The organism is Embleya australiensis (assembly GCF_051903075.1).
In the GTDB taxonomy this organism is placed as follows: domain Bacteria; phylum Actinomycetota; class Actinomycetes; order Streptomycetales; family Streptomycetaceae; genus Embleya.
Map to the genome: position 1 here is coordinate 251,396 of NZ_CP182424.1, position 13,862 is coordinate 265,257.

Annotated in this window: 12 protein-coding genes and 1 pseudogene; 8 read left to right on the plus strand and 5 right to left on the minus strand. The window is 71.7% G+C overall.

Going from position 1 to position 13,862, the window contains the following annotated elements; all coding sequences use genetic code 11:
• Window positions 1-12: 12 nt before the first annotated feature.
• Complete coding sequence (locus ACMXN5_RS49965; RefSeq protein WP_439681685.1) at window positions 13-309, minus strand: hypothetical protein; 297 nt, start codon at window positions 307-309, stop codon at window positions 13-15.
• A gap of 768 nt (window positions 310-1,077) precedes the next feature.
• Between ACMXN5_RS49965 and ACMXN5_RS49970 the strand changes: the two genes are divergently transcribed.
• A complete protein-coding gene (locus ACMXN5_RS49970) occupies window positions 1,078-1,878 on the plus strand; it encodes a DUF6283 family protein (protein WP_439681686.1) in 801 nt (266 codons plus the stop codon).
• 1,248 nt (window positions 1,879-3,126) lie between these two features.
• A complete protein-coding gene (locus ACMXN5_RS49975; protein ID WP_439681687.1) occupies window positions 3,127-4,134 on the plus strand; it encodes a hypothetical protein in 1,008 nt (335 codons plus the stop codon).
• A 446-nt stretch (window positions 4,135-4,580) separates the two neighbouring features.
• Here the strand turns inward: ACMXN5_RS49975 and ACMXN5_RS49980 are convergent, their stop codons facing one another.
• Entirely contained in the window at window positions 4,581-5,888 is a 1,308-nt protein-coding gene (locus tag ACMXN5_RS49980) for a helix-turn-helix domain-containing protein (RefSeq protein ID WP_439681688.1), read from the minus strand.
• A gap of 196 nt (window positions 5,889-6,084) precedes the next feature.
• Between ACMXN5_RS49980 and ACMXN5_RS49985 the strand changes: the two genes are divergently transcribed.
• From ACMXN5_RS49985 to ACMXN5_RS50005, 5 genes and pseudogenes are all read left to right on the plus strand, one after another.
• The gene (locus ACMXN5_RS49985) at window positions 6,085-6,300 is read left to right on the plus strand and encodes a hypothetical protein (RefSeq protein ID WP_439681689.1); all 216 of its coding nucleotides are present in this window, start codon (window positions 6,085-6,087) and stop codon (window positions 6,298-6,300) included.
• A complete protein-coding gene (locus tag ACMXN5_RS49990; protein WP_439681690.1) occupies window positions 6,300-7,274 on the plus strand; it encodes a hypothetical protein in 975 nt (324 codons plus the stop codon). Before ACMXN5_RS49985 ends, ACMXN5_RS49990 begins: the two co-directional genes overlap by 1 nt.
• Before the next feature lie 2 nt (window positions 7,275-7,276).
• Window positions 7,277-8,068 (plus strand): hypothetical protein, encoded by a 792-nt coding sequence (locus tag ACMXN5_RS49995; RefSeq protein WP_439681691.1) that lies wholly within the window; start codon window positions 7,277-7,279, stop codon window positions 8,066-8,068.
• Window positions 8,069-8,150: 82 nt separating this feature from the next.
• Window positions 8,151-8,399 (plus strand): annotated as a pseudogene (locus ACMXN5_RS50000) (hypothetical protein); the annotation flags it as partial.
• Window positions 8,400-8,795: 396 nt separating this feature from the next.
• Window positions 8,796-9,323 carry a hypothetical protein gene (locus ACMXN5_RS50005; RefSeq protein WP_439681692.1) on the plus strand — a complete coding sequence of 176 codons (528 nt, stop codon included), beginning with the start codon at window positions 8,796-8,798 and terminating at the stop codon, window positions 9,321-9,323.
• Window positions 9,324-9,454: 131 nt separating this feature from the next.
• Here the strand turns inward: ACMXN5_RS50005 and ACMXN5_RS50010 are convergent, their stop codons facing one another.
• The 3 genes from ACMXN5_RS50010 to ACMXN5_RS50020 form a co-directional block, all read right to left on the minus strand.
• Complete coding sequence (locus tag ACMXN5_RS50010; RefSeq protein ID WP_439681693.1) at window positions 9,455-10,852, minus strand: hypothetical protein; 1,398 nt, start codon at window positions 10,850-10,852, stop codon at window positions 9,455-9,457.
• 15 nt (window positions 10,853-10,867) lie between these two features.
• Window positions 10,868-11,380: a hypothetical protein gene (locus ACMXN5_RS50015; protein WP_439681694.1), complete on the minus strand. Its 513-nt coding sequence runs from the start codon at window positions 11,378-11,380 to the stop codon at window positions 10,868-10,870.
• Between the two features lie 524 nt (window positions 11,381-11,904).
• Entirely contained in the window at window positions 11,905-12,099 is a 195-nt protein-coding gene (locus ACMXN5_RS50020) for a hypothetical protein (RefSeq protein ID WP_439681695.1), read from the minus strand.
• 455 nt (window positions 12,100-12,554) lie between these two features.
• Between ACMXN5_RS50020 and ACMXN5_RS50025 the strand changes: the two genes are divergently transcribed.
• A complete protein-coding gene (locus ACMXN5_RS50025) occupies window positions 12,555-13,856 on the plus strand; it encodes a DnaB-like helicase N-terminal domain-containing protein (RefSeq protein WP_439681696.1) in 1,302 nt (433 codons plus the stop codon).
• The last annotated feature ends 6 nt before the right edge of the window (window positions 13,857-13,862 follow it).

The window sequence follows — 13,862 nt, forward strand, 5'->3', positions numbered from 1 at the left end:
GCCCCGAGGGGTTCATGTGCGTGGGGTGTCGTCGGCCGCCTCGGCTACTCGACGCTCGAGCAACCGTGCCAGGTACTTGAGTACAGCCGGATCGGTGTCGCCTTCGGGGAACAGCCCCGGATCCAGGTCGGCCATTGTCACGAGACGATTCGGGTCGTGGAGCCCGGCCGTGCGCTCGATCACGTATGCCGCGTAGTTCACGGCGGCGCGACGCAACATCTCTGGGTCCACGTCAGGTTCGGGGGCGGACGTGCCCTCGTCCATCCCACCGTCCGGCTTGGCTTCCTCGTCCCGCGAATCGTCGACCATGATGTCCACCTCAGGCTTGTCTCGTCTCCCGGTGCCCAGGCACCTCGCACCGGATCAAGGATGAACACAAGCCGATGACCATGATCGCGGGGGTGGTCATCGAAAGGATGGACACCGAATGTCCGGTCAGCGACTTCGCCTTCGATTCGGGCGTCGCGAGGACCCGGAAGCGGGCCCCGGCCCTGGCGAAACGCACCTTCGCAGCCGCGGCATCGCTCGCAGGCCTTCCGGTTGCCGAATCTCCCCCGCCGCCGACATCGAGGCGATCCGCTTCCAGCGCGGCCGCCTGCGCAACGGCGTTGCGGGCGGCCTCGGCGCGGGGCGCGGACGGACCCCACACACGCCCACACACCGTTGCCGGAAGCACCTTCCGGCGGCGGCAAGGAACGAACCCGACACCATTACGCGGTAGTTGCCGATCCACCCGCTTCCCTATCGCGGGCCGAACGATTGGGCCGGCCGGCCTGCCGCTCCGGACCGTGCCGGTGCGCGAGAAGGAAGGCGCAGCCCCTGCGACGGCACCCCCGGGAGGGGGAGCACGCGCACGTGGGCGGTCGGGGCACGGTGAGAGTCGCGCGGCCCGAGTACGACCCGGGCGTACGCACGCCGGCCGAGCGGAAGCGGTCGGTGGGGGCATGTCGCGCCGAGTATCGTGCAGCGGAGGCGGCCGGCGGGGACCGGCGGACCCCCGCTCCAGAAGCCGGCCGGCCGTGCCAGGCGCAACGACGAGAAGACGAACGCGGATGTCCACGGGCGGAAGGGAACAGCATGCCAGGCGGAATTGCGGGCGACACGAACGCCGACGCGCTGTCGGCCGGCGCGGCCGACGGCGCGGAAAGCAACCCTGCGGTGAGCGTGGTCGGCGGTTTCCCCTACGACGCCGACACCGCGCACGACCGACGGGTCCGCGCGCGCCTGCGCGAACTCGCCGCGGAGGCGGGCCTGGAACCGGACGCGCTGTTGGTGCTGTTGAACGCACACGCGGCCGCCGGCGAGGTTCCGAATTCGTGCGAGCGGTCTCCGCGCTCCCCGGGGATCGCGGCCGGGTCGTTTCCGACCGCGAGCGTGGTGGCCGTGCGTCCCGCCGACGACGTGTGGGGCGTTACCACCGTGGCCCACGCCGGTGTCCCTTCCGCTCCCGTGCGGCCGTGCGGCGGTGTCGAGCCGTGCCCGTGGCGACGCGACGCCCCGCCCGGTCAATTCCCCGCCGCGGCGTTCGAACTCAGCGCTCCCACCAGCGCACCCGGCTCGACGCGCCGGTTCGGGTGTCATTCCTCCACACCGGCACGCCCCTTGGTCTGCGCCGGCTGGTTGTTGCGCGGCGCCGACGGCAATCCGCAGATCCGCGAACCCCTGCGGACCGGTCGACTGGTGCCGCCGGAGATTCCCGACGGAGTCGAGCTGTACGACTCGTACACCGAGATGGCCATCGCCAACGGCGTCGCGCCCGACCATCCCGCCCTGCGCGCCCTGCGGCGGACGCAAACGGCGGGGGCCGCGGACGATCTCGTTCCCCTGCGCGAGATTACCGACGAGACGACGGAGTCGACGGCCCGACCAATGCACTGATCACACGGACGTGCTGCCAGTCGGTGCAGAGCCGTCGCCCAACTGCCCGGAGCCGGCTGCGAGGGACGGTCTCTCCATAGGTGACATCGAGTTGTCGGCGCAGCGGCGCCACACGGCTCGGTCGTCGTCGAAGGCGCGACGGCGCGACATCGGGATTCCGATATCGGGCTACGACTCACTATGTCGTCGACCGGCCCCACAATGGCGCGTACTGCTGCGAGTCGTCCGCGAAACGCGCAGTGGCCGAGCGGACCACCATGCACGGGTACGGCTCTCGGCACCGCTCGCAGTGGCCGTGATGGTGGAGGGTCAGGCGGGTCAATTCCTCGGCGCGCAGCGGCGACGTCATGTCTTCTCGGATCGTTCGACCGTGTGTGCGCCGCCTCGGCTCGTTCCCTCAACAGGCGGCCGTACGGCCGGTGCGGGCTCCACCACAGATCGAACGGCACCGTGGCCGCGGATTTGGCAGTGGACGTTCCACGCCTCCCCGGTCTTGGCCCTGTTGTGTCGCGGGTGCTCGGTGACGATGGCTAACGACTCGGCGGACTCGGCCTGTGGCCGGGAGTCGAACCACTCAAGGCCCGCCGTCGCGGCCCGCGGCCACCATTCCTTCGGCCCCGAGCGCCTGCGGCCGCGTCCGGCCGCGGATCGCCTCGCCCCCGTCGTCGAGTGCTCGTCGACCGCGCGTCGAGGGCATGTGGGCGACGACGACGGAGCCGGGTTCGTGGACACGGGAGCGACCGAAGCGACTCATGCGTCGAACCCTGCGTGCCGTTCGTCGATCGGGATGTCGGCAGACCGCGCGGGCGCGAACGGCGCCCGGGCATCGGGGAGACGAGGGGAACACGAACCTTCTCGTAGACCGACAGCGCGGGCGACCACCGAACACACCGCTCCGCCCCGACCGGTCTCGACGACACCCCGCTCGCCGACCTGCTGCGCCGCTACGCCCGGAACGGCCGGAACCCGAGGATCGACTCCGACAGCCGCCCCGCCCGCGCTCGTCGACCGGAGAGGATGCCCGGGACGCCCCGAGGGCACCTGCCGGGCCCCGACGATGTCCGGCGTCCCCCGAGACTGCTCCGACCCGGTGAACAATCCCCGACCGAACGACCATAAATACCCCAAATGTCCTACAAGCTGCCCGATCTCGTTCCTAACTTCCCGGACATGGCATACATGCACCCACCCGCAGGAACACCCACGCCGCCCACACCTCCCCCGCCCCACCACCACGGGGCGCCCGGGATGAGCCTGACTTCCGCCCTGGACAGCCCCCGCACCCCGCTGCGTCGATTCCTCGATTGTGAACTCTCCGCCGGGGTCCGGCCGTTGCGCGAGAGCTTCCATGCGCAGCACGCCCGGCCGTGCCAACTCCGACGCCCGCCCGGGGTGGGCACGGAAGCCGGCACCGTAGGAACCGCCGTCGACCAACGGCTGCGCCTGGCGTTCACCGCAGCACGGCCCGTCGACCTCGCGACGCTCATCGGCGTCGCGTCCTGCGCGGATGCGGCAGGCCGCACGGCGGGTCGACGGATGCGCCGGATCGGCCGGGAACTCGTCGACCGCCTGACCGACACCGTCCACGCCCTGCGCCCCGACGACCGCGACCTTCCGATGGAGCGTGCCCACGAGGAGGAGGAGCACCTGGCCCGGCTGCTCTTGGCCGCGGCCTGGTATCAGGTCGCGGCCCGCAACCTCGGGGGCTTCACGTACACACCGCTGTTCCTGGTCGCGTCCGAGGATCCGGCCTCCTTCACCCTGGAGCGCCTGCTTGCTCTGCCCCACCCCGACCTCGTCGCCGACCTCCTCGCCCAGTTCTACTACGCCGCCTCCGGCCCCCTGGCCGGCCTCCGCGCCGCCACCCCGCCCGCGCGATGCATCGGGGATCCCCCGCTGAACACCGAGAACATCACCGCCGACGCCGACCTCCTGGTCGACGGCCTGCTCCTGGACGTCAAGAGCACCGGCCGCCCCGGTACTTCTCCCAGGCCACCGCCCACCAACTCCTCGGCTATCTCCTCCTGGACACCCACGACGAGCACCGCGTGGACAGCCTTGGTCTCTACCTCACCCGCACCGCCACCCTCGTACGGTGGCCGGTCGAGGCGTATCTCGACCTCCTCGGCGTCCGCCGCCGCGAACTCCCCGAGCTACGGGCCGTATTCGCACAACTCCTCGCCGGCTGCCAAGTCGACGTCGAGCCCTGGACCCGCGGCGAGGAGACCCGCCTGCGGCGACTCCTGGAAGACCTGACGCCCGTCCTGGCACCGGGCCACTGCCCGGTGTGCGCGCAGCCGGTGCCCCCCGCGGAGCAGCGCCTGTACTGCTCGCGCCGATGCGGCACACGCGCTCCCACCCTGCGCCGGCGCGGCCGGCTTCTGGCCCCGGCCGCCCTTGCGCATGCATCCCCGCTCCCGGCGGAGGTCACCCCCGTCCTCGCGCTCGGGGTCGGGACGGCGTCCGACACGGTCGTGTCACCTCGATCACGCACTCGGGTGACCGCGTCGTGAGCTGCGACGACACCGAGCGGCCGCTCCGGTCGGGAGCCCATCACCACATGGCTGGGCCGTGATGTCCTCGGCGGTCGGCGGTGTCGCGGTGGGTACGGCCCCCACAGCGCGTGCTGTGCCGTGATGTCACGAAAGCCGGCCGCGAAGGACACGCTGCCCGCGCCTTTCGGAGAGCGTGGCGTGACGCTTTCAATGCGCCTTGGTGGCGGTGAGCAGGTCTCGGACGCCGATGGCGTTGGGGTGTCGCTCGGCGAGTTCGGTGACGATGCGGCGGATGGCGGGTCGGTCGCGGACTTCGCCGGGTGCTTCGCGGTGGGCGGCGGCAAGAGCCGTAGCGGTTTGTTCGGGTTTGCCGAGTTGCCACCAGGCGCGGGCGAGGTCGGTGTGCAGGCGTCCGCGTCGCTCGGGGGTGGGGAACTGCCCCGGGTGCAACCGGCGTCCGGTGTGCAGGGCGGCGCCGGCGTCGCCGAGGGAGTACAGCACCCCGACCTCGTACAGCCCCACCGACGCGGGCGTCACCGTGAACACCGTCCTGGCCTCCGGTCCGGCGGGTACGCGCCGGACGGCGCGTTTGGCGTCGGCCATCAACTCCAACGCGTTCGCCCGGTCCCCGGCACCGGCGCACGTGTAGGCGGCCGTGCACAACATCTGCGCGTACGCCGCCGCCTGTTCCGGTGTGCTCAACCCGGTGGCCTCCATCCGCGCGGCCGCCTCCATCGTCACGCGCTGCGCCGTGGCCTCCTGCCCCTGGTGGCGCAGCACGATGCTGAGCATCCGTGCCGAGGCGGCGGCGGCCAGCGGCGATCCGCTGTGGTGGGCGTACACCGTCGCCCGGTCGGCCGCGGTCCGCGCCCGCTCGTACCGGCCGATCTTGGAGAGCATCTCGGTCGCGAGGTCGTAGCACGCGGCCAGACGCGCGAACGCGCCCTGATCGCCGGGAACGGTGTCGGCGTGGGTGTGCCCGGCGGCGAGCAAGTCCGGCAACGCCGCGATCAGAGCCGCGTGGTCGCCCTCGTCGTACAGGCGACGGGCGCGCCCCAGCAGGGCGGCGAGCTGGGCGCCGGTGGTGGGGGAGGAGCGAGTGGGGATCGAGGCGAGCGCCTGGTCGACCCCGCCGAGCATCGTGACGGGAACGGCCGCGAGGGAGGCGGTCAGCAGGCGGCGTCGGCGCATCGAGTCGTCCTCCTCGTCCCGCCGCACGGCGGTCCGGCCCACCCTAGCCGGTAGCGGCGCGCTCACGCCCAGTGCCGCGCCCAGCACACCGACAGGCATGTCCACCGCGGCGGCCAACCTGCGCAACACCGCCACATCCCGACCCGAACGCGCACCCGACTCCAGGCGCGACACGGTCGACGCCGAGTAACCCACGATCGAACCCAGGTCGCGCTGCCGCCAGTTCCGCGCCAAACGCCCGACACGTACCAAGCCCCCGACGTCGCCACGCGCCGCCAGGACCCGCACCCGCGGCGCGTCCCACGGCGGACGGAGCTCGACCATCACGACCCCCTGGGCGCGCAGACGATGTCCGCCCCCACCGTAGCCGGCGAATCACCCAGCGTCGACGCCGTGTGCACAACACGCACACCGATTGCACGAACCGCACACACCCTTCCCGCCCCCACCGCGGCGCGGTCTGCTGGTAACGCACAGCACCACCACGCACCAGCCACCAACCGCAGGAAAGGGATCACCCATGGCCACCCCGCTGCTCCTCACTCGCCGCCTCGCGGCTCCCGCACCGACCACCCGCCCGCTCTCGTTGCCGGAGCACCGCTACGACCCGCTCGCCGGGGCGAACGTCGTCGCGGACGGCCGCCTGCTGGTGGAGGCGGCCGATCCCGCGGTCGTGGCGAACTACACCAGCACCCAGGACCAAGGCGGCGTGCGCCGCAAGGACGACCCCAAGTAATGCGCCCCCGCGAAGCCCGCGTGATCGTCGTCGCGGCCGAGGACGACCTCACCGCCGACCTCGTCGCGAGCCGCCTCGACCGTGACGCGTTCATCCGCCTGGACCCCGGCCGCCTGCGCGAAACCGTCACCGCCGGCGGCCGGTTCGCCGCCGGCACCTGGACCACCGTCCTCGACGACGGCCACCGGGCCGCGACCCTCGGACCCACAACCTCGGTGTACTGGCGCAAACCCACCCACCCCGACACCCACCCCGACGCGGACGAACGCTGGCGCGCCGACGAGAACACCACCGCACTCCTGGGCCTGCTCCGCGCCCATCCCGTCCTGTGGGTCAACGACCCGCTCGTCGTGGACGCGTCCGAGTACAAACCCACCCAACTCGCCTGCGCGGCACGCTGTGGACTGCGCGTACCGGACACCCTGTTCACGTGCGACCCGGACACGGCCCGTACCTTCGTGACCGCCCACCACAACAAGGTCGTGGTCAAGGCCCTCACCCAACGCCACACCACCCTGATCCCCACCACCCGCCTGCGCGCGTGCGACGACCTCGACGCGATCGCCGGCACCGTCCACTACCTCCAGGCCCTCGTCGAGGACCGCCTGTTCGACGCCCGCGTCACGGTGGTCGGGGATCGGGTGTTCGCCGCGTCGATCGCCACCGACGGCGCCCTCGATTGGCGTACCGTCCCGGCCGCCGACTGCCGCCACGCCGCGATTACGCCACCCGTCGACGTCGAACGCGCCTGTGTGGAACACGTGCGCGAACTCGGCCTGGTCTACGCCGCGCTGGACTTCGTCGTCACCGCCGACGGCTGGACCTACCTGGAGACCAACTGCGCGGGCGAGTTCGGCTGGATCGAAGCCCTCACCGGCCTGCCGATCTCCGCCGAGATCGCCCGGGTCCTCACCGACGACACCACCGAGCTCGCCACTACCCGGTACCCGGAGCCCAAGCGCGCGAGGATGTGACGATGGACCCGCTGCTCGCCGCCGCTCTCGCCGCCCTCGACATCACCGACGAGCCCCGCCCCCTGACCACGCACCACACCGACGCCTGGCGGGCCGGCCGCTGGAAGATCAAGACCACAGTCGAACCGAAGGCCGCGGCCCTGCTCCTGCACGAGGCCCGGGCCGTGCGGCTGCTGCACGCCCGGGGTCTGCATCCCGCCGACGGCCGACACGCACGCGTCGGCGAAGGGGTCTGGACCGCGGTGGAGTTCCTGCCCGGCGTAGACCTGTGGCAGTGGTGCGCCCGGGGCCGCGTCCCCGACCCCCCGCCCGACTTCGCACCGCGCCTGACCACGGTCGCCCACCGCGCGTTCGCCGCACTCGACGACCTCCACGCCGCCGGATGGCGCCACGGCGACCTGCAACCCTGGAACATCCTGATCGGCCCCGGCGACCAGCCCGTGTTCGTCGACCACGAATACACCCACCACCGGGACCTGTTGCCACCGACGGGTCCCTACCGGGGCGGCATGGACCACGCCACCACCCCCGACGTCGCCCGCCGACTCCTGCACACCCCACCCGAGGTCCACATCCGTCTCACCCCCGCCGACGAACGCCACGCCCTCGCCGCCGCCCTGCGCTGGGCCTGGACCGGAACCACCCCCGCCACTACCCGCGACGTCGGGCCCGATGTCACCCTCGAAGACCTCCTCGAGGACATCGCCACCGGCCGACACCATGTCCCCCTCGCCGACGCGCGCCCATGGCCCGCCCCGGAGCTCGAGGCCCTCATCGCACACGCGACAACGTAGGACCTCACTGACCGGGACACGCGGACCCGGTCCGTGGTCACACCCGCGGAACCGTCCACTCCCGCCAGGCGCGAAGCCGGCCCGGACCACCGTGACCACGGATTCTCGAATCCCTCAAGGGATCGCCGCCGCCCGCCGCGACCACGGCCCCCGGGCCGCGCTCGACCTCCTCGGCGCGCCCGCCCCACACCCCACACCCGCCCAACCCCGGCGCGTTCTGGTCCACGGCACCGGCGCCCGCCGCCACCCCTACGCCGACCTCCAACCCCCGGGCCGGCGTTCCGCGGACCTGAGCCGCTACGGGCACCGAAGTCGCGGGAGCGCTGGCTGATCCTTCGGGATACCGCGCGTGCCGAGGGTGGCGGCAAGGTGTGTTGTGGTCGTTGACACAGGCCGTGCCTCCTGTGCCGGGCGGTGCGATGGGAACGCGCGTTTCGCGGCGGGTGGGCGTTGCGGGTCGATTTGCCGCTGTGGACCGGCTACTCGGTGCCGGGGGGTACGAGGTCGGCCCCGCCCTGCACCTCCGGATCGCCCCAGCCCATGCCCTCGTCCCCATTTCCGGACAGGACTACCGCAGGCTCCCCCGGCCCTGACCGTGTCGACCTGCGGCTCGACGGAGAGCCGAATCCATGATAGGCGAGCAACCGCCGTGACGCACAAGGGTGGAACTCCCACGACGCGGCGTGGTCACGGTCCGGAGAGCGTCCCTCACGGCGAAGCTGGGACCGTGAGCATCAGCAGCGAACACCCGGTGGGCGTGGAACAGGTCTACAGAGCCATGGTTGCGCTGGGAGTCGAACCTCTCTTCGAACCGGACGTACGACCGGAGGGTCCGCGGGACGAGGACCGCCGACGACTACTCGGTGCCCTGCTGGCCAAGGTGGAACTGGAGACCACCACCGCGATGCGGCCGGCGAACGAACAGGACGAAGGCGAACTGCTGCAGGGTTGGATCGAGCAGGTGGGGCCGGACTCGAAGCTGTCCGCCAACGTGCTCATCAACCGACTGCAACGCACCGGGGTGCAACTCCTGGGGCTCGACGAGGACGAGACCCTCCCGGGGCAAGCGGCGTCATCCATGGTCATGGCGGTTGCGGGGGACGTGTTCGGCGCCCACCTGTGCTTCCGCGAGGGTGACGTGGACGGCGTCCGGCTGGCCCTCGGCCGAGCTGAGGCTTCCATGATCGAGGTCCGGCAGAGCATGCACGACCTGCGTGTCGCCATCGGCGACGCGCAGGAGGAGCCGGACCGGTGAGAGAGCACGCAGTTCCGGAAGCGATTCGGCGCGACGAACGCGTCCGCCCTTCGCGTCACAGCCGACGGACGGACGTCGCTGTGGCGAGAGGGTCGGCTTGCGCCGTCCGTTCGGCTCGGTGTCCTGCCCGCTCACGCTCGCGTTCGTGACGGTGACGGGCGGCGGGGCCGCGGTGGGAGGCGGGTGCCGCTGGGGTAGGAGCCGGGGTTGTCGAGCCATGCCTGGATCTGCCGGAGTCCGACGCGGAGTTGGTCGTCGTCGGCCTGGGCGCGGTTGTCGGTGCCCATGGCGTGGTTCACGCGGATCTGCACGAAGGGCACGGCTTCACCGGTTTTGGCGCTGAGGGGCCCGACACGGTCGGCGACCGCCCCGCGCAGTTGCGTGCCGTTGAGCGCTTCGATGTCGTCGACGGAAAGGGCGCGCAGGGAGGGGCCGGGAAAGGTGTGGTCGGTGAGCCAGCGTTCGATGTGGTCCAGGCCAATGGCCAGATGGGCGAGCGAGGCGTGGTCGCGTGTGCGGATGCCCATGGCGCGGTTGAGCGCGGTGTGCACCGCTCGAATGGGTTCCTTGTGTCGGCGGGCGAGTTCGAGGGCGAGCTCGTTGAGGAGATCGCGGGCGGCGCGGGGGGTCAGCAGGGTGGGGGGCTCGCACGTGTCGCAGGCCGCGGCGAAGACGGCGGCGGGCTGTTCGTGGCACGAGGCACAGACGAACCCCGGGCACGCCGCGCACAGCACCTCGGCGTCGCCCGCGTCCGGCCACGCCCGAGGTCCGAGGTCGCGGCGCAATTCGTCGGACACAGGGCCGCATCGGTCCACGCACCGTCGCCGCGCCAGGGTCGTGCCGGGGCGCGGGGACAGTGCTCGCCGCAGAAAGCGGTGGCCGGTCGTGTGCTCCTCGTCGCTGCCGTCGACGGCTTCGAGGTCGGCGGTGCGTGCCGCGTGGTAGGCGGCGGACAACGACGGCGCATGATCGTTGCGGGTCTTCCCGTGCTCGTGCTCGTCGTCGAGGCAGGCGCAGCGTTCGGCCCGGCCATGGGCGCCCGTGCCGAACATGCCGCATCCGGGGCACACGGTCCAGCGGTGAGGCGCGTCGTTCGCGGTGGACATCTTCGGCTCGGAAGGGCTGCCCCAGGCCTCGCACGTATCGTCGGCGACGCCGCCGCAGGGGATCGGTCCCAACGACAAAAGTGCCATGCCCTGCCACGGTTCGTCGACGTGCAGGGGAGTGGCGCGTTCGGCGGGGGGCTCGCCGGGTGCGCGTTGCTCCTCGGTTCCCGGCTCGAATCGCCTGCCGGCGGCCGCGGTGGCGAAGCACCGCCATCGGCTCATCACGGTGGGAGGGGCCTCGTCCCAGGCATCGAACCAGATGCGCTGGTTGGGGAGCCAGAACGCGGGGGTGAACTCGCAGTCGGGGGTGTCGCGGAACACGCACGGTTCGTAGAGCCACGCGACCTCGAGCCGGTCGAAGAAGATCGACCATCGCGCGTGCAGTTCCGTCTCGAACGACGCCGTGACGACTTCCCAGGCCATGCCGGAGCGCTCCCCTCAGAACAGCACGTCGTCCATGGGCACCGACAGTCCGGTGCCCGCGTCAGCCTTCTTGGTGTCCCACTGCACGTACACGGGGAAGTCGAAGGCCCCTTCGCGGCGCCGTTCCTCCTCGGTGGCCAGACGGGGCTGCCACGCCGTTCCGGGGAAGGCCGGTGCGCTGCCCGCCCGCAGCACCTCCATGTCCTGCAGCGCTCCGGTCATGACGCTGTACCGGGCGAGCAGGACTTCGGAGTCGGGCCACTCCTTGGCCTTCGCCGCCAGGTGGTGGTCGTTGAGCGGGAACCGGTCGCACCGCGCGAGGAACGCCTCGGCGTACGCGCGTGCCCGGGTGTCGATCCCTGGGAAGGCGCGATCCACGCAGCGTTCGCACCAGCCGGCGGCGACGTCGCACAGGGTCCGGTCCTTGACCAGGTTCTTCTTGCAGGTGCGGCATTTCGTCTTGGCGACGTCCGGGGAACGCGCGCCCTTGTCCAGCAGGAACAGTCGTCTGGCCGCGATGACGTCCACCCGGATCTCCCTTGTGTCGGGGCCGGGCTCGGCCGCCTGGCTCCGACCCTAGAAGCGGGCACTTCCGCCGACGCATCCGGACGGTTGGTTTTCACTCCGGAGTGGACGCGTCTCACCCGGACGGTCCAATGACGATCACGGGCCCTCGGCTCGACTCGCGTACCGACACCCCATCGACGCACGCGAGACGTCTCCGGCCGCCGGCGCCATGCGATCGATGTTTGCGCTGCCATCCGGGCGTCACTGCGGGTTCGTCTTCACTACGCTGCGCACATGGACCTCGCACCATCTCAGGACGCCGTGCCGCGCGCTGTCTGTGACGCGCCCTACACCGCAGTGAGCCTGACCCGCCTGTGGCTGGGGTTCACCGCGATACAGCTGTGGTGCAAGGCGGTTGGCCTGGGGGCGGAGGAGCCGGACGAGGAACGCGGTGACGCATCGAACCGCTCGGCCGTCGTCACCTCGGCCGTGATCCACGCCCGCACCTGCGGTGCCGACTGGCCGGACATCGGCAGCGCCCTGGGTCACAAGGAGGCGCACATGCGCCGCGTGTACGGCAGGACCGTGACGGACTGGGCCAGGTTGTCGACGGGGCGGGACGGTCTGCCGCGGCTGCCTTCGTCGGACCCGGACGAACTCGCGGAACAGCTCGACGCGTGGATCAACGACCAGGGCGGCGAGTACTGGTCCGCCTGGAGCGGGCGCGAGGCTTCGGACATGCTGGAGAGGATGACCCCGCTTCAGGAACTCGCGGCCCTGCCGCAACACGCGTGCGAACCGCTCGACGTGCCCGATCCGGCCGCGCTGCGCGAACGCGAGGCGCTCCTCCACGACTGCCTCGCCCGCCTCGAGCCCGACAAACGCTTGGCCGCGTCTCAATACCGGGCCGCACTGCACGCACGCCGCCAAGCCTGCGAACTACGCCGCCTCTTGGCCCTGGAGGACCCGCGCGGTCCTCGGATCCCGCTTTCTTCCGCCCGAGCGCACGTAGGACGCGGGAACGGCGACTACGGGTCCGATCGCCTCGCGCTGCGCGGCTGTGGCCGTGACGGCTCTTCGGAGAGGCTCGCCGACGAGGGGCCGACACCTCCCGCCCGCCGGTCGACCCCGACTCCTCGTTCCACACCCATCGCGCACGACGACCGCGCCCACGACCGCCTCGGAAGGAGCGCACGTGCCCATCACCATCGTCCGACACGCAGACGGCAGGGAAGAATTCGTCACCGTCTTCGACGGACAGATCCGGGCCGAGCACGCGGACGGCTCACCCTGCCCGCGCACGGGCAAGGGCAAGCACCGGCAACGACCGCTCGACCCGCGTTGCCCCGGAAGGGCACGCTACGTCGCCCACTGCAGGACCTGCGGATGGCAATGCGAGGACACCACGGAGAAGTCCATCAAGGACATGACGCGCACACACGCGCAACCGTGCGACGCCCGCCAACCCCGCATCATGACGGCCCGGGAAGCGTGGGCTCGTCACACGCACGGCCGCACCCGAACGACCCTCCAAGCACCGCACGTCAAGGCACCCGACAGGGATCCGGCGCCGGATCAACCCGCTCCCGCGCCCCGGGGCGAGCGACCCGCGCCCGCCGAGAACCCCCTCCCGCGCCATGATCGCCCTCCCGCCGTCGCGATGACCGCGGCCCGGTGCGACGAACTCGCGGACCTGCTGCTGCGTGCCTCGGTCACCGCCACCGGCCCCCTCGCCCGAGACCTGACCCGAGCAGCCCTGGAACTGCGCGACACCGCACTCCGACACACCTCCTCGCGCCGTCCGCCCCCACACAGCGGCCCCGAACAGGCCGACCCTCACCAAAGAATCCCCGCGACGCCGAACGCACCGCTACCACCCACCACACCCGACCGTCCCACCCCGGAGCCCACCGCCCCGGCCACGACATCGCCGGCGCACACGCCCACCCCGGTTACGCCCCGCCCGCACGAAACGCACCGGACGCACAGGACACCGACCATGGGCGACGGCCCGCCGGAACCCCCACACCAAATGCCGCCCGACACGGGGGACATCCCCGCCGAGCAGGCGATGCTCGGCGCCATGCTCCTCGACCCCACGGTGATCGACGACATCCTCGAGTACGTCGGCCTCAACGCCCACGACCTCCACCGCCCCGCCCACCAAATGCTGTTCACCACCCTCGCCACCCGCCGCGAGAACGGCCGGACCATCGACCCGGAACACATCGCCCGAGACCTCGACGACCAAGGCCTGCTGCGCACGTGCGGCGGCCGCCCATACCTGCTCACCCTGATCGCCGCCGCACCCCCGCCCGGCCACGCCGAACACCACGCACACCTCGTCCGCCAGAACGCCGCCGACCGACGCACCCACCTCCTCCGCGCCGACACCGACATCGCCGCGACCGAGCCACGCCCGGCGCTGCGCCTGGTACGAGGTCGCGAGCCCGGTGAGCCGTCCGACGACGGGCCGCGAGTGCCGCCCGCGGTCTGATCCCCT